The 22,053-nt window shown below is 63.1% G+C and carries 23 protein-coding genes; 20 read left to right on the forward strand and 3 right to left on the reverse strand.

All coding sequences use genetic code 11. The features are described from left to right. Positions 1 to 131 precede the first annotated feature (131 nt). From AC1AYR_RS05635 to AC1AYR_RS05710, 16 genes are all read left to right on the forward strand, one after another. A complete protein-coding gene (locus tag AC1AYR_RS05635; RefSeq protein WP_476511743.1) occupies positions 132 to 440 on the forward strand; it encodes a hypothetical protein in 309 nt (102 codons plus the stop codon). Next, positions 437 to 1,870 carry a hypothetical protein gene (locus AC1AYR_RS05640; RefSeq protein WP_476511742.1) on the forward strand — a complete coding sequence of 478 codons (1,434 nt, stop codon included), beginning with the start codon at positions 437 to 439 and terminating at the stop codon, positions 1,868 to 1,870. The genes AC1AYR_RS05635 and AC1AYR_RS05640 overlap by 4 nt, the downstream gene beginning before the upstream one ends. Positions 1,871 to 1,963: 93 nt before the next feature. Beyond that, on the forward strand, positions 1,964 to 3,109 hold the full coding sequence (locus tag AC1AYR_RS05645; protein ID WP_476511741.1) for a phage portal protein: 1,146 nt from the start codon (positions 1,964 to 1,966) through the stop codon (positions 3,107 to 3,109). Then, positions 3,102 to 4,727, forward strand: coding sequence for an HK97 family phage prohead protease (locus AC1AYR_RS05650; RefSeq protein ID WP_476511740.1), 1,626 nt, complete (start codon positions 3,102 to 3,104; stop codon positions 4,725 to 4,727). The genes AC1AYR_RS05645 and AC1AYR_RS05650 overlap by 8 nt, the downstream gene beginning before the upstream one ends. A 16-nt stretch (positions 4,728 to 4,743) precedes the next feature. Then, positions 4,744 to 5,088 (forward strand): hypothetical protein, encoded by a 345-nt coding sequence (locus tag AC1AYR_RS05655; protein WP_476511739.1) that lies wholly within the window; start codon positions 4,744 to 4,746, stop codon positions 5,086 to 5,088. A gap of 134 nt (positions 5,089 to 5,222) precedes the next feature. Further along, the gene (locus AC1AYR_RS05660; protein ID WP_476555147.1) at positions 5,223 to 5,648 is read left to right on the forward strand and encodes a hypothetical protein; all 426 of its coding nucleotides are present in this window, start codon (positions 5,223 to 5,225) and stop codon (positions 5,646 to 5,648) included. A 14-nt stretch (positions 5,649 to 5,662) separates the two neighbouring features. Beyond that, a complete protein-coding gene (locus AC1AYR_RS05665; protein ID WP_476511737.1) occupies positions 5,663 to 5,995 on the forward strand; it encodes a hypothetical protein in 333 nt (110 codons plus the stop codon). After that, complete coding sequence (locus AC1AYR_RS05670) at positions 5,992 to 6,363, forward strand: hypothetical protein (protein ID WP_476511736.1); 372 nt, start codon at positions 5,992 to 5,994, stop codon at positions 6,361 to 6,363. The genes AC1AYR_RS05665 and AC1AYR_RS05670 overlap by 4 nt, the downstream gene beginning before the upstream one ends. Positions 6,364 to 6,376: 13 nt before the next feature. Beyond that, on the forward strand, positions 6,377 to 6,799 hold the full coding sequence (locus AC1AYR_RS05675; protein ID WP_476511735.1) for a hypothetical protein: 423 nt from the start codon (positions 6,377 to 6,379) through the stop codon (positions 6,797 to 6,799). Position 6,800: 1 nt separating this feature from the next. Next, positions 6,801 to 7,190 carry an HK97 gp10 family phage protein gene (locus AC1AYR_RS05680; protein WP_476511734.1) on the forward strand — a complete coding sequence of 130 codons (390 nt, stop codon included), beginning with the start codon at positions 6,801 to 6,803 and terminating at the stop codon, positions 7,188 to 7,190. Between the two features lie 2 nt (positions 7,191 to 7,192). After that, the gene (locus AC1AYR_RS05685; protein ID WP_476511733.1) at positions 7,193 to 7,489 is read left to right on the forward strand and encodes a hypothetical protein; all 297 of its coding nucleotides are present in this window, start codon (positions 7,193 to 7,195) and stop codon (positions 7,487 to 7,489) included. 170 nt (positions 7,490 to 7,659) lie between these two features. Continuing rightward, the gene (locus AC1AYR_RS05690) at positions 7,660 to 9,390 is read left to right on the forward strand and encodes a phage tail tape measure protein (protein ID WP_476511732.1); all 1,731 of its coding nucleotides are present in this window, start codon (positions 7,660 to 7,662) and stop codon (positions 9,388 to 9,390) included. A 56-nt stretch (positions 9,391 to 9,446) separates the two neighbouring features. Then, on the forward strand, positions 9,447 to 10,784 hold the full coding sequence (locus AC1AYR_RS05695; protein ID WP_476511731.1) for a hypothetical protein: 1,338 nt from the start codon (positions 9,447 to 9,449) through the stop codon (positions 10,782 to 10,784). Then, entirely contained in the window at positions 10,781 to 11,392 is a 612-nt protein-coding gene (locus AC1AYR_RS05700) for a hypothetical protein (RefSeq protein ID WP_476511730.1), read from the forward strand. The genes AC1AYR_RS05695 and AC1AYR_RS05700 overlap by 4 nt, the downstream gene beginning before the upstream one ends. Positions 11,393 to 11,408: 16 nt before the next feature. After that, positions 11,409 to 11,786: a phage holin family protein gene (locus AC1AYR_RS05705; protein ID WP_476511729.1), complete on the forward strand. Its 378-nt coding sequence runs from the start codon at positions 11,409 to 11,411 to the stop codon at positions 11,784 to 11,786. Positions 11,787 to 12,124: 338 nt separating this feature from the next. Further along, the gene (locus tag AC1AYR_RS05710) at positions 12,125 to 12,754 is read left to right on the forward strand and encodes a hypothetical protein (protein ID WP_476511728.1); all 630 of its coding nucleotides are present in this window, start codon (positions 12,125 to 12,127) and stop codon (positions 12,752 to 12,754) included. A 37-nt stretch (positions 12,755 to 12,791) separates the two neighbouring features. Here AC1AYR_RS05710 and AC1AYR_RS05715 read toward each other — a convergent pair whose 3' ends face one another. Further along, positions 12,792 to 13,211: a hypothetical protein gene (locus tag AC1AYR_RS05715; RefSeq protein ID WP_476511727.1), complete on the reverse strand. Its 420-nt coding sequence runs from the start codon at positions 13,209 to 13,211 to the stop codon at positions 12,792 to 12,794. Between the two features lie 33 nt (positions 13,212 to 13,244). After that, positions 13,245 to 14,078, reverse strand: coding sequence for a tyrosine-type recombinase/integrase (locus AC1AYR_RS05720; RefSeq protein WP_476511726.1), 834 nt, complete (start codon positions 14,076 to 14,078; stop codon positions 13,245 to 13,247). 162 nt (positions 14,079 to 14,240) lie between these two features. Between AC1AYR_RS05720 and AC1AYR_RS05725 the strand changes: the two genes are divergently transcribed. The 4 genes from AC1AYR_RS05725 to AC1AYR_RS05740 all read left to right on the forward strand — a co-directional run bounded on the left by AC1AYR_RS05725 (position 14,241) and on the right by AC1AYR_RS05740 (position 20,025). Beyond that, positions 14,241 to 15,602, forward strand: coding sequence for an ATP-binding protein (locus tag AC1AYR_RS05725; protein WP_476511725.1), 1,362 nt, complete (start codon positions 14,241 to 14,243; stop codon positions 15,600 to 15,602). A 128-nt stretch (positions 15,603 to 15,730) separates the two neighbouring features. Further along, on the forward strand, positions 15,731 to 16,930 hold the full coding sequence (gene glf, locus AC1AYR_RS05730) for a UDP-galactopyranose mutase (RefSeq protein WP_476511724.1): 1,200 nt from the start codon (positions 15,731 to 15,733) through the stop codon (positions 16,928 to 16,930). 162 nt (positions 16,931 to 17,092) lie between these two features. After that, on the forward strand, positions 17,093 to 18,622 hold the full coding sequence (locus AC1AYR_RS05735; RefSeq protein ID WP_476511818.1) for an amino acid permease: 1,530 nt from the start codon (positions 17,093 to 17,095) through the stop codon (positions 18,620 to 18,622). 344 nt (positions 18,623 to 18,966) lie between these two features. Beyond that, positions 18,967 to 20,025, forward strand: coding sequence for an aldo/keto reductase (locus AC1AYR_RS05740; protein WP_476511817.1), 1,059 nt, complete (start codon positions 18,967 to 18,969; stop codon positions 20,023 to 20,025). 652 nt (positions 20,026 to 20,677) lie between these two features. On the opposite strand, the gene AC1AYR_RS05745 is transcribed toward AC1AYR_RS05740, so the two are convergent. Then, positions 20,678 to 21,934, reverse strand: a complete 1,257-nt coding sequence (locus tag AC1AYR_RS05745) for an ISL3 family transposase (RefSeq protein ID WP_476511723.1) — start codon at positions 21,932 to 21,934, stop codon at positions 20,678 to 20,680. Positions 21,935 to 22,053 lie beyond the last annotated feature (119 nt).

Here is a 22,053-nt window from a genome sequence, read left to right on the forward strand (position 1 = left end):
AAGCCCGGCGCCTTTCCTTATTTTCTCGACCGGAAAATTAAAAAATAGCTGAACCGCGACACGCCTAGAAAACATTTGGATTACGACCATTCTACGAGTGTCGCGGACACGTTGGAATTGAGGTGGAAAACATGCCGATTTTGGAAGGATTGGAGGACGCGGGCCGTGAAATCGGCCGTCAGGAAAAGGCCATCGGCCGATTTGTGGCGAAATACCGCGAGGAACACCCCGAAATGTCCTATGACAGGGCGCTCGTGCTTGACTCGTTGCCCTCGTTGGGCGAGAACATCGACGCGCAGAACCGCAAGGGCCGTGAAATCTCCCGCAACATGGCTACCCTGCTGGATTTCGTGCGCACGCTGCACGAATGGGACGACTCGGACACGGCGCCGGAACTGCCGGACGAGACCCGCGAACTGTTGAAGGGAATGAGCCTGTGAGCGAAGCACGCCCACGCTACTGCACGGGCCGCGACCCGGCATTTGAGACGGACGGCGGCAAGGTGGCCGCCGTTAGCGCCGCGTTGGGCCGTCCCCTGTTGCCGTGGCAACGGCTGACGGCCGACATCGCCGGCGAATACGAGACCGACGAGCAAGGCCGGAAGATATACCGGTACCAGCGCGTCGTCGTGACCGTGCCCCGCCAGGCGGGAAAGACCACGTTGGATGAGGCGGAACACCTGCGTAGCATGCTGTTGGGTCCGAACCGGCAGCATTGGTACATCGCCCAGCGTGGTAGCGACGCGGCCGCCCGTTTCCGCCAGCTCGTCAAGGACGTGGACAACAGCCCTTTGCGCCCGCTCGTCAAAACCGTGAAATACGGTGCGGCGGATTCGGTGCTTGAGTTCGTGAACGGCAGTTGTTTCAGGCCGTCGCCGCCGACCGACAACAGCGGCCACGGTTTCCAGGGCGACCGCATCACGTTGGACGAGGCGTGGGCGTTCACGAGGAAACAGGGCGACGCGCTGTTGCAGGCGTTCATACCGACCACGATCACGCGACTGCAATTGATGGGCCAGCAACCCCAACTATGGGTTATGAGCACCGAGGGCACGGCCGACAGCACGTTTCTTAACCCCATGCTCACCGAGTGCCGGCAGGGCATGGCGCCGGCCGGTTGGGCGTTCATCGACTACGGGTTGCCGCTGGACGCCGACCCGGAAGACCTCGCGGCCGTGTGGGCGGCGCACCCAGGCGCGGGCCACCTGTTCAACCGCCGTCAGCTCGCGAAGTTCCGAGACGAGTTCAAAACCGACCCCGCCGGTTGGCGACGCGCGTTCTGCAATATCCGCGACGACGGCACCACCGAACGCGTGTACACGCAGGATTTATGGGACGCGACCACGGGCGACCTCCCCGGCATCGAGGACATGCGCGGCAAATGCTGTCTCGGCGTCGCGGTCGGCATCGACCAACAATCCACGTCGATAGCCGTGGGCGTGCCCGGCGACCCGCTCAAGGTCGGCATGGTCGGCATGCGGGCGGGCACGGCCGGCGCGGCCGACTGGATCGCGGACACGGCCGAACGGTACGACGCGCCGATATGCATCGACCGGAAGGGCCCGGCCGCGCCGCTCGCCGACTACATGCGCCAGCACGCGGACGTGTACCGCCTCATCGACATGCCCGAAGCGGACATGGGCAAGACCGGGCCCACGTTCATCGACCTGCTACGACAGAACACCGCGACGCACGCTCCCGACGAACGCCTTGATACGGCCGTGGGCGTGGCCGTCCGCCGTTGGGCGGGCGACACGTGGTTCCTTGACCGCCGCCAATCGCCCGGCGACGTGAGCCCCATCGAATCCGTCCAGCTCGCCGCGTGGGGCGTGCTCCACAAGCCGGCACGCGTGCCCTTGCAGATTTTTTAAACGTGTGCCCTTATGCGCCGTCCTGCACCCTTGCGTGCCCTTATGCGCCCGTGGGATTAGGAGCGGGATCCTTGCGGGCGCATCATGTGGGGCATGGGATGGAAACGACGACTTGCGGCGTGGATGACGCGCGAACTCACGAACGACGGCGACACCGGTAACGTCGTGTCGCCGGACGTGGTTCCGCCGTCGCGCATGCCCGTGGGCTCCGACCCCACGAACCTTATCCAGGTGTTCCGCGCCGTCCAGGTGTTGCAGACGGCGGTAAGCGCGCTGCCGATCGTCCAGGTCGGCAGGGACGGCCGCCCCCGCGCCGCGTCGTCCACCCTGCTAGACAATCCGTGCCGGCAGATGACGCGGCGCGAACTCGTCATGTGGCTCGTGAGCTGCCTCGCCACCGACGGTAATTTCTTCCTCTACAAGCGCACCGTCGGCGGCGTTACCTTGGACGTGGTGCCGTTGCCGCCGAACGAGGTCACGGTATGGGACGCGGCCACGGATCCCCTCAACCCCGATATCCGTTATGCGTGGCGCGGCCGCGACATCCCGGACAGGGACATGATCCACAAGCGTCTGACCGTGCGGGCGAACACGATCCGCGGTTTGGGCCCGATCGCGGCCGCCCGCGTCGAACTGGAAGGCGCCGCCGCCACACGCGACTATGCCGCGAACTGGAGGAACGAAGCCGCCCGCCCGTCCGGCGTGCTCACGTTCAAGGAACCGATCAGCGACGAGGAAGCCACGGTGGCGAAACAACGGCTTATGGCCGCACGCTCCGGCACCCCGCTTGTGCTCGGCGGCAACGCCACGTATTCGAGCATGCTGCTAAGCCCCGCCGACCTGCAATTCGTGGAGACGCGCAAGTTCGACGGCACGCAGATAGCCCGCCTGTTCGGCATCCCCGCGAATCTCATGCTCACCGGCGCGGACGGCTCCAGCCTCACGTACCAGAACATCGAACAATCATGGATCGAGTTCAGTTCGTACACGCTCGCCGCCTACGCCGACCCGATATGTGAGGCTCTGGGCGAGATACTGCCGCGCGGATCCTACGTGGCGATGGACTGGGATTCCTCGCGCCGCTCCGACACGAAAACCAGGTACGAGGCATACGCCAGCGCCGTGCAGGCCGGATGGATGACCGTGGACGAGGTACGGGCGCACGAGCACATGGACCCTCTGCCGGAACAACCCGCGCCGGCCGAGAACGTCACCGAGGAAGGGAACACGAATGAGTGACATCACCGACAAGCCGAGCCGTATCACCGTGCGCGGCCTACAGATCCGCGAAGCCGCGAACGGCGACGGAACCACCGTGGAAGGCATCGCCGTACCGTTCGGCGAAGAGTACCGCTTGTTCGGCGAATACCGCGAGGTGTTCGACCCGGACACGGATTTCGGCGACACATCCCGCGTGAAGCTGTCACGCGAACACGGCGACCTGATCGGCCGCGTCACCGACACCGACGTGCAGGACGACGGGCTTCACATCACGGCCGTCATCAGCGACACGACGGCCGGACGCGAGACCGCGCAGCTCGTGCGCGATGGAGTCTATGACAGTTTCAGCGTCGGTTTCGACCCCGTGGAGACCATCAACGAGGAACGCGACGGGCTCACCATCCTCCACCGCCGGAAAATCGACCTACGCGAAGTCGCCGTATGCGGCACCCCCGCCTACAAGGGCGCCGTCATCACAAGCCAACGCACCGACACGCCAGACGACGACACCACCACTACCACGACAATCGGAAAGGAACAGGATATGACCCAGCTCACCGAACTCACGGAACGACTCGACAATCTGGAGACCGAGACGCGCAGCGCATTGAGCGGCCTTCACGACCAGATCGCGGCACGCTCCACGCCGGCCACGACGCGCATCCCCTACGACTCCCAGGCCGACATGCTCAAGGCGCTCGTCAGCGGCGACGACGGCAGGGCCGAAGCCGCCCGCACCGCTTACCGGCAGCTCGTGACCCGCGACTACACGGGCGCGGTCATCGCCGACACCGACACCCAGCCCGCATGGATCGCGGACCGTATCCGCATCCTTCAGCAGAAGCGCACGATCGCAAACCTTCTCGCACATGAGGCGCTGCCGGCCGAGGGAATGAGCCTGAATTACCTCGTGCTCGACACGGACACCACCACCGTGAAGCAGCAGGCCAAGGAAGGCGACTACCTGCCGTATGGCAAGATCGCGTTCACGGAACGCTCGGCGAACATCGCCACCTACGGCGGCTACGGCGACCTGTCACGCCAGGTCATCGAACGCGCCACGTCCCCGTACCTGAACACGTACATGTCGGCGCTGACGGCCGCCTACGCGAAGGCCACCGAGAACGCGGCCCGCGTCGCCTTCTACGGTGCCATCAACAACGTGCAGGACGCGGACAAGCTCACCGTCTCCAAGACCGTTGACGCGCTCACCCCGAACGATTGGGTGGACCTGATTATCGACGCGGCCGCACGCTTCGATGACGTGAACGCGACTCTTGACTACATCGGCGTGAGCGAGGACGTTTTCAAGCTGATCGCCCACCTGACCGACACGGGAGACAGGTTCATGGACGTTTCCGGCCAGGGCGCTACCACGCTCGGCAGTCTCGACCCGGCCGCCACCACGGGCCGACTGCTCCGCCGTGACGTGTACCTGCTCGACGGTGCCCCCGCCGAAACCGTGGTGTTCATGGACAGGACCGCCGTGACCATGTGGGAGTCCGGCGGCGCTCCCTTCCAGCTCCAGGCTGACAACGCAATCAACCTCACACGACAGTTCAGCGTTTACGGGTACGCGGCGTTCGGCGTCACGTTCCCCCAAGGCATCACCCCCGTCAAGTTCGCCACCAAGTAGAACGAAAGGAACCATCATGGCTGATTTCACCGTAGCATTGCCGGACGTGGGCGACCCCGTGGGACCCGACGCCATCGCGTCCCTCATCGCCGCCGTCAACGAGCTCCGCGAACAGGTCGGCAACCAGTCGGGCACGCCCGCGCCCGGCAGCATCACCGCCGACATGCTCGCCGCGAACGCCGTGACCGGCGACAAGATCGCGGCCGGCGCCGTGACCGCCGCGAAGATCGCGGCCGGCGTCATCCCCGCCACGCCGACCGCCGACACGCTCGCCGGCGCCACCGCCGTCGGACGCAGCCTTATGAAGGCCGCCAGCGCCGACGCCGCCCGCGACGCCATCAACGCCGCCCCAAAAGCGTGACAGGCTCTAAGAACCTGCTGTCTTATGGGCCGACATCCACGCCTGTCAATGGTTTCACCACGTCGATAGCGGACGACGGCGCTCTCGTAGTGTCCGGCACTGGGCTACTCCCGGCAAAGGGCATCGCGTGGCCGTTGGACGCGACGCGTTTCACGCCCGGAACGTACACGCTCGCCTGCACGCCCGCGTTCAAGGGCAACACCTATGTAGGAGTGTGGGCGGGCCCGATAGGAGACGTCCCGGCGCGGAACAGTCTCGGCTATGTCACCATGAACGCCACCGAGGGGAAGGTGAAGGTGACAGCTGCGAACATCGCGACCGGATTGTACTTCGGCATCTGCCAATACTCCAACGCGCCGGTCGGCGACCTCGCGGCGACCACGCTTCGGTGCATGCTCCAACCCGCCGGCCAGTCCTCGCCGTGGGAGAAACCCGACGACGTGAACGCGACAGGGGGGGGGATTGACACAGCGGTGAACCTGTGGCCTGTCTCGGTATTCGTGGCGGAAGGCCAAACCGTGGATACCGACCTCACACCACGCCTCATCAAACTCGACTAAGGAAAGGAATGGACATGGCCGAGGATGAACTGTTGTCCCGGTTCATGCGGTTCGTGGACGCGACCGACCGTGACCGGGACGACCTCGCGGACGCGCTCGAATCGGCTCGCGCTTACCTCACGGCCGGCGTGGGCAGCCGGTTCGACGCGTTGCCCGCGCCGGTACGCAACGACATTGTGCTTGCAGTCGCGGCCGACCTGTATGGGCAACGGGACGCGCGGAACGGTGTCATGGCCGTGGGCGACGCGGACGGCATCCAACCGTACCGGGTTAGCACGGATCCGTTGCGGGCCGCTTGGCCGAAACTCCGCGCGGCCGGCATCCTCGCCGGGAAGGGCATCGCATGACCGCCGACAGCATCGTGCAGGACATCACCGAATTGGAAACCCTGCTCTCCAACGTCGTACCGGACGTGTTGACGCGCGTCACTCAGGACGCGGCGCGAGTCAAACCGGGTACGGGCGAGGTTCACGCGTACATCGCCGCGCCCCGGATCGAATGGGAGTCGTGGACGATGTTCACGGCCGAATATTCGGTGTATCTTGTGGCCGGCACCACGACGAGCGCGGCCGACGCGCTCGGACTGCTCTACCAGGTCATCGACGACATCACCGCGACGGCGACGGTGAACGTCGTGGAAGCCGAGCCCGTCAACTGGACGCGCGACACGTCGAACGTGCTCGCCGCCTATCTGCTCACCATCAACAAACAGTAAAGGAACGACCATCATGGCTAAGAACAGGATTCTTGGACCGGGAAGCCTCACCATCGGTGCGTCCGGCAGCGTGAAGGATTTCAGCGCCGACGTGACCAACGTGACCATCACGCCGGACACGAGCACGGACGACACGATCAATTACTTGGACGGATCGCAGGACACGGGCGCTCAGACGACTTCATGGACCGTGGAGGGCACGATCAAGGAGGACTACAGCACGGACGGCGTGCAGGCGTGGTGTCTGACGCATCAGGGCGAGTCAATGCCGTTCGAGTTCGTGCCCGCGAAGGCCGGCGCGTTGAAGATTACCGGAGACGTGACGATCGCGCCCGTCGCGTTCGGCGGCGACGTGAAAAGCAAGAATGATATCGATTTCAGCTTCGCCGCCGCGAACATCGACGCGGCCGCGTTCACCCAGAACACGGGCGCCTGACATGGGCGAGGGGTTCCGCGTCCGTCTCGACTCGCGTGGTCTGGGACGTCTCGCCAGGACGTTGAAGGCCGCCGGCGCGGACATGCAGGATTTGAAGGACGCGAACCGGAAGGCCGCCGACGTGGTGAAACCGGAAGTCGCCGCAAGGACGCCCGTCAGATCCGGCAAGCTGAAATCCACCGTCCGTGCCGGCGCCATGCAACGCGCCGGCGTCGTCCGGGTCGGTACCGCGAAAGTCCCCTACGCGGGGCCCATCAATTACGGGTGGCCCGCCCACAACATCCAGGGCGCGTATTTCCTCGGCGCGGGCGCGGACGCGGCCGCCGACAAGGTGGACGACATCTTCGCCGCCGCCATCGAAAAAGCATTGTCCCAAGTACAAGGAGATTGACCATGAAACAGCCGAAACCGTTGAAGGTACTCATGCAGGACGGCACGACCTACGTCGTGCCTATCACCCCGTTCGTTCAGATGAGGGCCGAGGACAAGGCGCAGGAAGAGAACTGGGCGGGCGGTTTCCAATCGCTCCGCGCCACCATGTACGGCGTGTACTACGCGCTCCGTCACTCCGGCCGCGTCCGCACCCCGTTCGAGAAATGGGCGGAACAGGTGGCGGCCATCACCACCGCCGACAACGACACCGACACCGACGACGACGCGGACGACACGGACGACGACCCAAAATCCTGACCGCATGGCCGGCCGGCACGCTCCAGGAGCTTTCCGTGGTGCTCGCCGGCCGGTACGGGGGCACCCCGTGGCAATGGCGGCGTGAGGCCGACGAACGCGACTGGGGGACCGCAATGAGGCTGTTGGAACGGGAAGCCGACGAACTCGAACAAGCACGCAGGAGGTGACACATGGCATCCAAGACATCGACGATCAAGGTGAACATAACCGGCGACGCGCGAGACGCGTTGAAGGCCATCAACCAGACCACCGGTGAAATGATGACCATGCAGCAGAAGACCAGCACGGCGATAAGCGGCATGGCGTCCGCCGTCGCCAGCGCCGGCGTCGTCTCCAAGATCACCGACATGGGCAAGGCCGCCGCGACCGCCGCCGGCGACCTGCAACAGTCCGTCGGCGGCGTCGAAACCGTGTTCGGCGACAGCGCGTCGAAAATGCTCGAATGGTCGGACAAGGCCGCGCAGGCCGTCGGCCTGTCGAAAAACGAGTACAACGAGTTCGCCACGCTTGTAGGCTCCCAATTGCAGAACATGGGAATGAGCGTTGACGAGTCCGCCAACAAGACCAACGACCTCATCGGGCTCGGCGCCGACCTTAGTTCCATGTTCGGAGGCACCACCGCCGACGCCGTGGACGCGCTCTCCGCCGCCCTCAAGGGCGAGATGGACCCGATCGAGAAATACGGCATCACCCTGAACGACTCCACGTTGAAGGCGAAGGCCGCCGAAATGGGATTGGGCGACCTGTACAAGGCCGGCGACCGCAACGCGAAAATGCAGGCCACACTAGCCGCAATCACGGATCAGTCAGGCAAGGCCGTCGGCAACTTCGCGAAGGAAGGCGACACCGCGCAAGGCCAGCTCCAACGCATGAACGCCAGCTTTGAGAACGCCAAGGCCGCACTAGGTGAAGCGTTGCTCCCGTACATCACCCAGGCCGCGCAGAAACTCGCCGAACTCGGCAAATGGGTGCAGGACAACACATCATGGCTTACGCCGTTGGCAATCGCCATCGGAGTCGCCGCCGGCGCCATCCTCGCCATCAACGCGGCCATGAGCGCCTACGCTGCAGTGACCGCCGCCGTCGCCGTCGCTCAAGGCGCGTTGAACGTGGCGTTTCTTCCCATCATCGCCATCATCGCCGTCGTCGTCGCCGCCGTCATCCTATTGGCGACGAACTGGGACACGGTGAAGGCCGCCGGCGCCGCCTGTCTCCAGGCGCTCACCGACGGCTGGAACGGTTTCGTTTCATGGGTCGGCGGAATCTGGGACGGATTGAAGCAATGGGGCGTGGACACGTGGAACGGCATCAAGGACGCGTGCAAGCCCGCACTCGACTTCATCACCGGCTATTACCAACTGCTGTTCAACGCCGTCACATTGAACTTCGACGGCATGAAGGACGCGGCGAAGAAGATGTACGACGCGCTGCCGGGCTGGGCGCAAGACGCCATCGACCGTGTGATTGCGTTCTTCGGCGGGTTGAAGGACAAGATCAAAGGCATCTTCGACGCCATCGGCGGATACATCCAAAACGCGTTGTCATGGGTAGGAGACCTCTGGGACAAGATCACGGGCGCATCCAACGCGGCTTCGAGCATCAACACGATGAGCGCCGCCGCGTACATGCCGGCCGCGACTGCCTACCAGCCCATCGCCCTCATGTCCGCCATGAGCAACGGGCCCATGCCCGCCCTCGCCGCCGCACCACGCTACGCGTCCGTTTCCCGGCTCGCCGACATCGCGACCGGCGGCAGCAGACCACGCGGACGCGAGGAGCGCGCCACCATCAACATCACCATCAACGCATCCAACAACATCGACAACGACGCCACCGCCGGCAGCATCGCCGACGCGCTGGAAACCTACTTCACGAGACGAGGACGGAAGGCGTTCGCATGACAAACAGAACAAGCGTACTGATCGACGGCATCGAACTACCAGCCACCCCGTTCCCGATGGACGACGTGACGCCATGCGCCATCACGCCCATCACGATCACATGGGGACGCAAGACCCCGACCGAAACCGACAACGCCTCAACCCTTGACCTGACACTCCACGCGGGCCGGGAAGGGTGGGCCAACTCCATCGAACTCGTAGGACATCCCATAGAAGTCCGATATCGCGATTCACTGGAAGGCGAAACAGAATGGGCCAGGAACGAAACCATAATCTTCACAGGGCGCATCACAAGCGCCACCGTCGAACACGGCTCGAAAGTCACCTACCACATCAAGGCCAGCGACCTTGCCTACACGCTTTCCAGGGACCCCCGAAAACCATCGGTCATGGCACCCCCTTATCTCGGCACATCCATGACCGGACTCAGGTACCTCAACACCGTGTACGGGCTCGACCTCGACACCTACGACGGCCCATTGTTCTTCACCGAAGCGTACTCCAACAGCGACAACACCGTATTACCGCATCGCGTCGCGGCCGTCGAAAAGGCAGACAACGTACTCGACCTGACACGCAACCACCACATCAATGCCGAGACACCTTCAAGCAACAACCCCGCCAAAGTATGGGCCGACCTCTGGGACTGCACGGCACTGGGCGAATCCACCGTAGGATACACCGACCGGCGCGTCATCGGCCGATACACCGGGTGGATAGACATGGAAGGCCAGGATACACGTTCTTCATTGGTGGACGCGGACACACTCGCCATACAAGACGACGATTTGACCGAACCAACTCCCTACCGGGAAATCCAATGGACAAGCCAACGCAAGGACGGCGACGATTTCAAGGACTTCGTGACCACGTTCCCCCTCAACACGGGCACCAAAGAAACGTTCTACGACATCCTTGCAATCACGAGCGACGAGCCGAACGCGCCCGGCGACACCATCCACGCCTATGGGTTCGAGGGCAAGATCGATCACTCCCATCTCATCGCGGAAGCGGAGGAAATCGGCACACGGCCGCGACTGCCCACCATGACCGCCGAATGGGACCCGCAAGACTCATCACGCATGCCGGCCATCTCCCGCCCCGGGTTCCTCCACCTGCTGATCATCGGCAGCAAATTCGAAAACACCGACCCCCGCACGCACGGATGGTGGGCGCAGACAAACGGCACGCTCACATACACGCGGGACACGAAGAAAGGCATGATATGGCGACACACGTTCGACGTGTGGCCCATACCAGGGCCGACCGAATCCCCGACCGTCGCCGACTTCAAAACATGGACACCCAGCGCCGGCACCTATAGGGGAAGTTCCCTAAGCGAAAACAAAATCGGCATGTTACGATACGTCAACATTTTCAAGGAAACAGCATGAGCGCCACCACACCGAAATACGGACTCCCGTACCCCCTCGACACTGATCAAGTCCGGGAACTCCCGGAAATCCTCACCACCCAGGCGCAACGAATCGAAACCCTGTTGAGCGGATTCGATTTCAACGGCCAGGACACGGACGGGCTTGCGGCACGCGTCACCGCAACGGAAAACACGCTCACCACGACAAGCACGCGAATAGTGGAACTCACCGGCACCGTCGGCAAACTACAAGCCACGGTCGAGGACATCAATATGATTCTCGACACCCTCGGCACCGTTCGTGTCGGCGCGTTCACCTACGACGCGACGAAAATGAACGTATCATGCAACAGGCTACTGAGAATCCGAAACATGGTATTCGCAACGTGCATCTACTCGTTCAAATCGGGCGTCGTCTCCGGCGCGAACGCAAGCGTGGCGACCGTCCTGAACATCCCGGACGGGTTCACGGCCGCGTTGAAGACGCGAGTCAGCGTGACCCACAACCAGATCGCGCCGGGCGTGGATGACTCCGCCGTGGAGGGAAACCGCCTATCGCAATGGAACATCAACTATTCCACCAGCTCGTTCAACCTTACAGGCATCTGGGTAACAACCGACGACTAAGGGAAAGGACACCACTATGACTCAAGCCGAACTCGCCGCATTGTGCATCGTGGCCGTGCTGATCGTGTTCGACTACGCTTCGGGCCTGTTGAAGGCCATCATGCAGCACGACGTATCCAGTACGAAAATGCGTGACGGTCTATGGCACAAATGCGGTTTCGTGCTCGTCATGGCATTGGCCGAAATCATCGAACACGGACAAGCCTATCTGGACTTGGGATTCACGGTGCCGCTCGTGATCCCGGCCGGCGTGTACATCGCTCTGACCGAAATTAGCAGCATCTTGGAAAACCTCAGCGAAATCAACCCCGAGATAGCGGGCTCCCCGCTGCTCCAACTGTTCCGAAGCGCGAAGGCGGCCGACGATGACGCGAAACCGAAACACAAGGCGTGACTATGTGGGCAGGCATCGCGCTGATCGTCGTGAACGTCCTCATAATGCTCTTCATCAACGGCGCAAACGGAAAACGCTGAACGGGCTCGTGGATTGGTTGCTCGCCATCGGATCCATCACGTTCCTGCTCGCGCTCGTCATCGGGTTCGTTCTCACGTTCATCACCGCACTGTACATCCCGTGGTAGAAAGGCCGCCACCATGCCGAAAACCCCGTACCAATGGGCGTTGTTCTTCGCGTCCCTGATCCTCATCGTGCTCGCGCTGCTCACCATCGCGTGCGTGTGGGCCGCCGGAATATTCAGCCTTATCGCATAACCAACCAGAAAGGAACCGATCATGGCACTGTCACCATCACAGGCAATCGCCAAAGCAAACAGCATCACGAGCGGATACGGCGGAATGTGTCTCATGTTCTGCCGCGTCGCCTACGGCGTGCCGAACGGCACGTATCCCAGCGCCGCCGCCGCATGGGCCGCGTCGCCCACACGCCACGACACCGGAAGCCTGAACGGAATCCCCGTGGGAGCGCCCATCTATTTCAGTCAGCAGGGCAACCCCTACGGCCACGTGGCCATCTACCTAGGTGGCGGCCTCATGCGCACCACCAACAGCGCAGACAACCGTATTCACACGGATCCCGTCAGCAAATGGCAGGGGTGGGGATACCGATTGCTCGGCTGGACCGAAGACATTGACGGCGCCCACATCGACGGCCTGACCGCCGGCGGCGGCAGTCTCTCCGGCACCTACCGCGTGAACGTGGACGCGCTCAACGTGCGCGACAGGCCCACCACCGCCGGAACCATCGTAGCCACGTACACGCGCGGCCAGACCGTCAACCTCGACGGGTGGAGCACGAACGCGGACGGCTACAGTTGGGGCCGCTACACCGGCGCAAGCTCCGGCAAGCTCCGCTACATCGCCATCGGCACCGCCGACGGACGCAACCCCTACCTCGTCCGATAGACGAAAGCGCACCCACACAACATGGGTGCGCTTTCGATTACGCAAGGCAGGATTTAGCGGCCTTCGCCTTCGCTTCGGTGCCGTTGTACTCTTTGCCGTTCACCTGCTTGGGCCAATGCGTGAACTCTTTCGCGAACGCGTCCACCGACATGACCGGTCCGGCGTTGGCGGCGTCCAAGCCGGAAACAAGCCATATGCCCGTTTCCGTGTCCCCGTTGAAGCTATCGGCCGTGAACTGCATCGCCAGCCAATACACGCCGTCGGTGTCGCCCTTCACGGCCTTCGCCTTCACGCCCTTGAAACCGGCCGTGTCACTGCCGGACGCCACCACGTCCATCACATCCGCCGGCACGTCCAGACAGTCGGCCGCCGGTTCCGCCTTGGAACTGCCGCCGCCGCATGAGGCGAGCGAGATGATAGCCGTGATCGTCGCGGCAATAGCAAGTATCTTCTTCATTGAGGTTCCTTCCACTAGACACACCGGATTCTATCAGGCATTAAGCGTGACCGCATCGACGGCCGCCCGCAACCGGCTATCGGGCATGGCGACGTACCGTTGCGTTGTCGCCACGCTCGAATGACCGAGCAACGTGGAGACCACGTAGATATCACGCGTTTCCTCATACGTCCTAGTGGCGTAACGGTGCCGCAGCGTGTGTGGAGTCCAGCCGTCAGGCAACAGGCGGCTTATCCGCTTGCCGAGCTGATTGGGACACAGGTGGCCGGCATGGTTGCCGGGGAACAGAAAACCGTCGCCCGCGCTCACACGCTTCGCCAGGTCATCGCCGATAGGCACCGTGCGCTGTTTGTCACCCTTGCCCACGACGGTGATCGACCAACCTAACAGATCCTCGTGAACGTCCGAACTCTTCACGGCCGCTATCTCCGACCGGCGAAGACCGCACTCAGCCGCCAGGCGAAGCATGAGCGTTTCCGCGTCGTCCGCCTTCTGCAGCGCTGCCAAAATCCACTTGTCCGGGCACGGGCGCGGCTTCGGTGCCGCCTCTCGGACTTTCGGCAGCATGTCAACCGGACTATCGGGCCGTTGTCCCGTCTGCCGTAACCATGCGAAATAACGTTTCACGGTATCCCGATACCCCTTGCGTGTGTTGCGTTTCCAGTCCTGACCGCCGAAATACGCGGCCAGCTCGCGCCCCGTCACCGTCAACGGGCTACCCTGCAATGCCCGCGCTATATGCGAAATCTGACACCGGCGCGTCTTCAACGTCGCCGGACTATACCCGGCCGCACGCATCACCCCCAACCACTCGGCGATCGACGGCTCCCACTCGTCCGGCACCGGCCACGGATCATGCACGCCCATTTCAACCCCTTACGCTAGGCGGCTAACACGCAATCCGGGCTATCTCGCGCTGCCGACGACCGAGGGGTGTAGCAAGATATACACTTATCTTGGCTTCGCAAACATCAAGATGAAATGCCCTTTAAGGCGAATGCGATACACGTCATGACGGGAGGGACGGCTATGAGCGATTTGGTCAAAGGAATCATCCGAGAATGGGAAGAAATCGGCGTGCCCGAGGTCTTCCGTCGTGATCTCGACCTCGGCGACATCCCGGAGCCTCGGCGGGGCAATCTGGTGCGCACCATCGTGGGCGTCCGCCGCTGCGGTAAAACCTATCGACTGTTCCAGGAGATGCGCCGCATCCTGGCTGCCGGCGTTCCGGCGTCGCGGATGCTGTACTTCAACTTCGAAGACGAACGTCTGAAGCCATTCGCGCCGTCCCTGCTGCAGGACGTGATCGACTCGTACTTCGAATTGCATCCGCAGGCGCGCGGCGAAGGCGTGTACCTCTTCTTCGACGAGATTCAGGAAGTCCCCGATTGGGGCATGTTCCTGCGTCGTCTTGTCGATACGCTCAACGCGACGATCTACGTGACCGGATCATCGTCGAAAATGCTGTCACGCGAAGTCGCAACGGAATTTCGCGGACGCGCGTTGCCGCGCGAGCTGTTCCCCATGAGCTTCTCCGAATATCTGCGTTTCCACGGTGTCGACACGGGCGCGCTGCCGAATCCTGCCGAACGGGCATTCACTTCCAATGAGACGGCATACTTGCGCCATCATCTTCACGGATACCTCGAGCGCGGCGGATTCATCGCCGTCCAGTCGCTTCACGCGCCTGACGCGATCGCCCTGCTCCAGGAGTATGCGACCCGCACGCTGTCCAGCGACGTCATCGACCGTTACGATGTGCGCAATCCCGTGGCGGCATCGGCGTTTCTTGCGCAGGCTCTTGCCTCGTCGGGGCGAGAGCTCTCCATCAACAAAACCGCCAATCTGCTCACCAGCCGCGGACTGCGCGTGTCCCGCGGGTCGCTCGCCTCCCTGCTTGGCTACTACGAGGAAGCCTATCTGCTGTTTCCCGTGCGGGAGTTCTCGCGTGCGCTGGCAAACAACACCAGATCGTCCGCGAAAATCTACACGGTGGATCCCGGCATGTTCCTGGCGTTCTCCAAAGCCGCGTCGCAGGAACAAGGGCAGCGTCTCGAAACGGCCGTGTTCCTCAAGCTCAGGCGTGACACGTCCGGAACGCGCAGTGGTTCGGTATCGCGTCTGCTGTTCCAGGAAGGGGGCAGTCGGCATGAGATCGATTTCATCGTCGGCGACGCGCTGACGATGGAGGCGACGCGGCTCATCCAGGTCTGCTGGGCGATGGGCGACGACAAAACCCGTCTTCGTGAGATTCGTGCGCTCCAAGCCGCAATGCGACGTTTCGGACTGGACGCTGGAACCATCGTCACCGCCGACCAGACGGAAACCATCAGCGTGCCGGAAGGACGTATCGAAGTCGTACCGGCATGGCGGTGGCTGCTGGACGCGTGAGGCATGTGAGGTGCGTGAGGTGCGAGTGTGGGTTCGGGTCAATGCCTGACAGGCGCCGGGGTTCGGGCGGCCTCTCGGCTACGATGGAATGCGACAAAACGCACATGGACGGTGAAAGGTTTGAAGCCATGGTGGACAATACGCTGGAGAATTCGCAGTACCCGGATCTGGTGATCGTGGGTGCCGGCCTGTTCGGTCTGACGGTCGCGCAGCAGGCGGTGGAGCACACGGGTGCGCGCGTGCACATCATCGACGTGCGTGATCACATCGGCGGCAACGCGTACTCGTACTTCGACGAGGAGACGGGTGCGGAGATCCACCAGTACGGCGCCCACCTGTTCCACACGTCCAACAAGCGCGTGTGGGACTACGTGAACCGCTTCACCGAGTTCACCGACTACGTGCACCGCGTGTACGCGACGCATGACGGCGTCGTCTACCCGCTGCCCATCAACCTGGGTACCATCAACCAGTTCTTCGGCAAGGCGTACACGCCGGCCGAGGCTCGCGCGGTGATTGAGGAGCAGGCCGGCGAGCTGGCCGGCACCGATCCGCAGAACCTCAACGACAAGGGCATCCAGCTGATCGGCCGCCCGCTGTACGAGGCGTTCATCAAGAACTACACGGGCAAGCAGTGGCAGACCGACCCGAGCGAGCTGCCCGCGTCGATCATCAAGCGCCTGCCGGTGCGCTTCAACTACGACAACCGCTACTTCAAGGACACGTGGGAGGGTCTGCCGAAGGACGGCTACACGAAGTGGATGGAGCGCATGATCGACGATCCGCGCATCACCGTGGAGCTGGGCGTCGACTTCTTCGACGAGTCGCAGCCGTACAACAAGAAGGCGCTGCAGGCGGCCGGCGTGCCGGTCGTGTACACGGGCCCGATCGACCGCTACTTCGACTACGAGCTGGGCGACCTCAAGTGGCGTACCGTGGACTTCAAGGAGGTCCGTTACGACGAAGGCGACCACTTCGGCTGCCCGGTCATGAACTTCTCCGACGCGGACGTGCCGTACACCCGCGCCATCGAGTTCAAGAACTTCAACCCGGAGCGTCGCGAGCAGCAGAACCCGGACAAGACCGTGGTCTGGGAGGAGTACTCCCGCTTCGCCGAGCGCGGCGACGAGCCGTACTACCCGATCAACACGGATGCGGACAAGGCCCTGTACGCGCAGTACGAGGCGAAGGCCGCCGCCGAACCGAAGACCGTGTTCGGCGGTCGTCTTGGCACGTACAAGTACTACGACATGCACAACGTGATCGATACGGCGCTCACCGCTTACGAGGAGCAGGTCGCCCCGCTCCTCGCCGGACTCGCGAAGTGAGACTCAGCGAGGCGTCGTTCTCATCATGGTTCGCCCCGGTTTCTCCGGTTTCCCGGTGGGGAGGCCGGGGCGTACCGGGGTGTGCCGGGGCATTGCTCTTTTCTTGGAAACAAACGGGCGGTAAACTCGCGGGCTATGTCTGACGAGAAGAGCACAAGCAGTATGGGCGCGGCCGGCACCGCCTCCGGTGTCGCGCCCGGTAGCAGCAACAGCGGCACCAGCCTGGAATCCGTCGAATCCCTCGACGCCTCCAACGAAATGGATCGTGGCCTCAACAACCGCCACGTGCAGTTCATCGCCATCGGCGGCACCATCGGCACCGGCCTGTTCCTCGGCTCCGGCAAATCCATCGCCCTGACCGGCCCGAGCATCGTATTCGTGTACATCGGCGTCGGCCTCGTCATGTTCATGCTCATGCGCGCCATCGGCGAGATGATGTACCGCGACCCGAGCCAGCACACGTTCATCAACTTCATCACCCGCTACATGGGCAACGGCTGGGGCAAATTCGCCGGCTGGTCATACTGGATCGTGCTCGTGCTCATCGGCATGACCGAAATCACCGCCGTATCCACCTACTTCATCACGTTCTTCAACACGTTCGGCATCGACCTGAACGCGTGGAAATGGCTCATCGAACTCGTATTCCTCGTCGTGCTCGCCACCATCAACCTGATCGCGGTGAAAGCGTTCGGCGAAGCCGAATTCTGGTTCTCGATGATCAAGATCACGCTTATCTGCGCGATGATCGCCACCGCCGTCGTCATGGTCATCATCGGCTACCACTACGACGCGGTGCGCATCCCCGGACACGACGGCGTCTCGCCCGCCGGCACGGCAAGCCTCGCGAACCTGTTCGACAACTTCCAGATCGCGCCCAACGGCTGGCTCGCATTCCTCATGAGCTTCCAGATGGTGTTCTTCGCCTACGAAGCCATCGAATTCGTCGGCGTCACCGTGTCTGAAACGCAGAATCCGCGCAAGGTGCTGCCGAAAGCCATCAACGAAATCATCATGCGCATCCTCATCTTCTACGTCGGCGCGCTCGTCGCCATCATGTGCATCGTGCCGTGGACCTCGTTCACGCCGAACAAGGACGGCTCCTTCGCCTCCCCGTTCATCATGGTGTTCCAGTACGCGGGACTCAACTGGGCGTCCGCGCTCGTGTTCTTCGTCGTCATCACCGCCGCATCGTCGTCGCTCAACTCGCTGCTCTACTCGGCCGGACGCCACCTCTACCAGCTCGCGAGCGAATCCGACTCACCCACGTTCTCCAAGATCGGCGTCGTATCGAAACGCCGCGTGCCCGCGCGCGCGATCCTCATCTCCGCGGGCTGCGTGCTCATGTCGCCCGTCATCAACGCGTTCCCGCAGGTGCACAGCGCGTTCGTGCTGTTCTCCTCCGCGTCGAGCGCGGTGATCATCTTCATCTACATCCTCACGATGATCGCGCACCAGAAGTACCGCCGTTCCGCCGACTTCATCACCGACGGATTCATCATGCCCGCGTACAAGTTCACGAACACCTTCGCCATCGTGTTCTTCGTGTTCATCTACGTGACCTTGTTCCTCGCCTCCGACACCATCGGCTCCGCGGTCGCCGGCCTGGTGTGGCTGGTGGTGTTCGGCGGGTACTGCCTGCTGCACGACCGCTTCCAGAACCGCGACCTCAAAGCCGCGCTGAAGCGGTAGCCGTTAGCCGGTTTCGGGATGCGGTGACTCCTATCCCATCGACTGCGCCGGCAGCCCCCGCAGGTGGGGCTGCCGGCTCGCATTGGCTGAGACACGCCCTTGCATTGGCTGAGACACGCCCTTGGCGGTGAGGTGCGATGAGTGCGCATCGGTGCGGCGAATGTGTATCCGGTGCGATGAGGTGTGCGATGATTGGGGGTATGAGCGCAGTGGCATTGAAGCAGGGATGGCAGGAACCGCAGGAGCGGCAGGGACTGCAGGGACAGCAGGGACTGCAGGGCTCGGGCGGGGAATCGCCGAACATCGTCAGGTTCGCGGGGCACGGGCGAGTGCCGCGGCTCGGCATGGGGACGATGGCGCTCGCCATCGAAGGGCGACCCGACCGGGATACCGCAATCGCGACGATCCACGCCGGACTGGACGCAGGCGTGAGGTACCTCGATACCGCGTGGTCGTATTATCTGCCGTCCGCGCCGGGGGTCGACGGCACGGGGGTGCCGGGCGATTTCGGGTATGGCGAGATGCTCGTGCGCGACGCGCTCGCCACATGGGGCGGACCGCGCGACGAAGTGATCGTCGCCACGAAGACCGGGTATCGACGCACGATCGAGGTCTCGGGCGATGGGGTCGGTGCGGCTGGCTTGGCTGCGGCCGGGGCTGGTGGAGCTGGCTTGGCTGGCTCGGCTGGCTCGGCTGAGGCCGGTGCGGTTGGCTCTGCGGCTGGTGTGGCTGAGGCTGGTGGGGCTGGCGTTGCGGCTGGGGCTGGAGATGTGGCCGGGGGAGTGGCCGGAGGCGCGGCCGGACGGCAGCATCTGCAGGCGGCGGGAAGCCGATACGGGTGGATGGCGGACTCGCGGCCGGAGACGATGATCCGCGACGCGAAGGAATCCGCGCGTCACCTCGGCGTGGATTCGCTCGACCTGCTGTATTCGCACGGGCCCGACCCGGCCGTGCCCTATGAGGAGCAGGTCGGCGCGCTGAAGACGCTGCTCGACGAAGGGGTGATCCGGTATGCGGGCGTCTCGCGCGTGAACAACGAGCAGATTGACGTGGCACGGCGGATTCTCGGCGAGGGGCTGATCGCCGTGCAGAACCAGTTCTCGCCGTCACACCCCGACCCGGAACACACGATGGAGCACTGCGCTTCGCTGGGGCTTGACTTCGTATGCTGGTCGCCGTTGGGCGGGTTCCTCGACCCGTTTGACAGCCACGCCTACGACCCGTTCCGTGCGGTGGCCGCGGCGCGCGGCGTCTCCTACCAGCGGGTCGTGCTCGCTTGGGAGCTTACGCGGTATGGGCGGCTGCTCACCATCCCCAGCGCCCGCAACCCGCATGAGATTCGCGACTCATTCGCCGCGGTCGATTTGCGGCTCACCGACGAGGAGCTGGCGACGCTGGGCTGAATCGCGCATATCGCGCGATCGCGAGATGTGGTGCCGGAGCCGTGAAGCCGGACTGCGGTGCCGGGCTGCGGTGCCGGGATGTGGTGCTGGGATGTGGTGTCGGGGTTGTGAAACTGGACTGTGATGCCGGGGTCGTGAAGCCGGACTGTGGTGCCGGGGTCATGAAGCCGGACTGCGGTGCCGAGATGTGGTGCCGATCCCCGTGGTGCCGATCCGTGAAGTTGAGGCGCAGTACTGAGATACGGTTTTGTGGAGTTCGGCGGTGGATCTGTACGGTTTTGACTCGGACCTGCATGGTCGGAGCCCGGACCTGCATGATTGGGGCCTGAATTTGTAGGGTGGTGTCTGGTAGATGGGCCTGTACGGAGTATTGCGCTGATTCAGGAATGGCGGAATTCTGCGGATTGCGGATTGTGGGCCGTGAGGTGAACGGTCTGTCTTCAGGAGAGGTGTCCGCAGGTTGCGGTCTGAACTCTACAGGTTGTGGTCTGAATCGTACAGGTTGACGCGTAAACCATACAGGTCCGAGCCCCAAACGTACTGTCTAGTCTCAGCGGATAGTTGACGCATGTCTCGGGGCATGGTTGACGCCCAAAGCGTACAGATTTATAGCCTAACCGTACAAATTAGGGGCTTCTGCTGTTTTCGTGGGTTAGGTTCTTGGTTGGGGTAGGTGTATGTCGAGTCCGCCGCATCGGAGCATGACGAGGGCGATGAGGTTGTTCACGTTGTGGAAGCCGTAGGCCATGCGGATGGTGACTTTGATCCTGTTGTTGAACGCCTCGAGCCTCGCGTTCGAATAGCCCAACTCGATCGTTCTGAGGATGTCGGGCCGGCGTCGCCGGATCTTCCGGGCGAGTTCGACGATCTCGGGGATGCGGCTGTGGGACGCCCAGAACACCCAGTGGTTCAGTTCGGCCCTGGCCTGGTCGAGCGGGTGTTTGAGCAGTGTCCGGAGGAGTTCCTTGAGCTGCCATGAGCGATAGAGCTGCCCCTTGGGGTCCGTGTCCCGCAGGTTCCCGAACGTCTCCTCCTGTCTGTCGGTCAGCCGGTCGGGGTTCTTCAGGACCGCGTATTTGACGCCGCGCATGCGTCTGGTCGCCTCGTCGTCCCCGTCATGCCGCGCCTGGTTCCATAGGCGCTTCCTGACTTTGTCGAGCGCGTCGCTCATCCAGGAGACGATGTGGAACCCGTCCAATACGCGCTCGGCGTTCGGGCAGTGCTCATGCACGCATGAGTCGATCCACCTGGCCCCGTCGCCGGTGACGACCCTGATCGACGCCTTCTGCTCGTCGGTCAGCTGCCGGAAGAACATGTCGAACACGTCCTTGCCGTACCCGTCGTGAGCCCATATCACCCGATGCCGTTCGTGGTCGACGACGACGGTGACGTACGTGTGGCCCTTCCTGTAGCTGGTCTCGTCCACGCCGATCACGTGCAGGCCGTCGAACGGCGACGGCATCGACGCCCTCAACCGGTCGGCGACCCTATGGGCGACGTCCCCGGCGGTGCGCCATGCGATGTGCAGGAAGCCGCTCACGGTCCTCTGGCTGGCGACCGTCATCAGCCACGCGCACTCCGATTCGAAATCCCGGGTGAACCTCGATCCGGGCTCCGCCCACGGCACCTGCGCGACCACGATTCCGCACCTGGGACAGTCCACGCGCGGCATCGCGGCGACCAGTTCGACCCTGAAGCAGCCGAAATCCTGATGCCGCCAGCGGCGTACGCCGCCGCCTTGGTCATAGCCGTGCCGGCGTCTGCCGCATCGGGAGCATCGGAGCATGCCCTTGCGTGGGCGCACGCGGATCTCGAGCACGGGTTCGGGACGCAGCGGCGAGTCCGTGATTCTCGCGTCCTCGACCACCGTGTTTTTGACGTTGAGAAGCTGGTTGAATATGCTGTTCATCAGGCGCTTTTTGGGTGTGTTTTTCTTGGTCGTTAAACATCCTACCCAAAAAGCGCTCTTCACTTACCCCCACAACGGCTCAACAACGAACTGCCACCCACGAAAACAGCAATAGAGCC

The sequence above is a fragment of the Bifidobacterium sp. LH_417 genome, from assembly GCF_056357035.1.

Bases quoted from the DNA above. Each gene is read 5' to 3' on its own strand.
- AC1AYR_RS05635 (WP_476511743.1), top strand. From the start codon at position 132: ATGCCGATTTTGGAAGGATTGGAGGACGCGGGCCGTGAAATCGGCCGT.
- AC1AYR_RS05645 (WP_476511741.1), top strand. From the start codon at position 1,964: ATGGGATGGAAACGACGACTTGCGGCGTGGATGACGCGCGAACTCACG.
- AC1AYR_RS05650 (WP_476511740.1), top strand. From the start codon at position 3,102: ATGAGTGACATCACCGACAAGCCGAGCCGTATCACCGTGCGCGGCCTA.
- AC1AYR_RS05655 (WP_476511739.1), top strand. From the start codon at position 4,744: ATGGCTGATTTCACCGTAGCATTGCCGGACGTGGGCGACCCCGTGGGA.
- AC1AYR_RS05665 (WP_476511737.1), top strand. From the start codon at position 5,663: ATGGCCGAGGATGAACTGTTGTCCCGGTTCATGCGGTTCGTGGACGCG.
- AC1AYR_RS05670 (WP_476511736.1), top strand. From the start codon at position 5,992: ATGACCGCCGACAGCATCGTGCAGGACATCACCGAATTGGAAACCCTG.
- AC1AYR_RS05675 (WP_476511735.1), top strand. From the start codon at position 6,377: ATGGCTAAGAACAGGATTCTTGGACCGGGAAGCCTCACCATCGGTGCG.
- AC1AYR_RS05680 (WP_476511734.1), top strand. From the start codon at position 6,801: ATGGGCGAGGGGTTCCGCGTCCGTCTCGACTCGCGTGGTCTGGGACGT.
- AC1AYR_RS05685 (WP_476511733.1), top strand. From the start codon at position 7,193: ATGAAACAGCCGAAACCGTTGAAGGTACTCATGCAGGACGGCACGACC.
- AC1AYR_RS05690 (WP_476511732.1), top strand. From the start codon at position 7,660: ATGGCATCCAAGACATCGACGATCAAGGTGAACATAACCGGCGACGCG.
- AC1AYR_RS05695 (WP_476511731.1), top strand. From the start codon at position 9,447: ATGGACGACGTGACGCCATGCGCCATCACGCCCATCACGATCACATGG.
- AC1AYR_RS05700 (WP_476511730.1), top strand. From the start codon at position 10,781: ATGAGCGCCACCACACCGAAATACGGACTCCCGTACCCCCTCGACACT.
- AC1AYR_RS05705 (WP_476511729.1), top strand. From the start codon at position 11,409: ATGACTCAAGCCGAACTCGCCGCATTGTGCATCGTGGCCGTGCTGATC.
- AC1AYR_RS05710 (WP_476511728.1), top strand. From the start codon at position 12,125: ATGGCACTGTCACCATCACAGGCAATCGCCAAAGCAAACAGCATCACG.
- AC1AYR_RS05715 (WP_476511727.1), bottom strand. From the start codon at position 13,211: ATGAAGAAGATACTTGCTATTGCCGCGACGATCACGGCTATCATCTCG.
- AC1AYR_RS05720 (WP_476511726.1), bottom strand. From the start codon at position 14,078: ATGGGCGTGCATGATCCGTGGCCGGTGCCGGACGAGTGGGAGCCGTCG.
- AC1AYR_RS05725 (WP_476511725.1), top strand. From the start codon at position 14,241: ATGAGCGATTTGGTCAAAGGAATCATCCGAGAATGGGAAGAAATCGGC.
- glf (WP_476511724.1), top strand. From the start codon at position 15,731: ATGGTGGACAATACGCTGGAGAATTCGCAGTACCCGGATCTGGTGATC.
- AC1AYR_RS05735 (WP_476511818.1), top strand. From the start codon at position 17,093: ATGGGCGCGGCCGGCACCGCCTCCGGTGTCGCGCCCGGTAGCAGCAAC.
- AC1AYR_RS05740 (WP_476511817.1), top strand. From the start codon at position 18,967: ATGGGGACGATGGCGCTCGCCATCGAAGGGCGACCCGACCGGGATACC.
- AC1AYR_RS05745 (WP_476511723.1), bottom strand. From the start codon at position 21,934: ATGAACAGCATATTCAACCAGCTTCTCAACGTCAAAAACACGGTGGTC.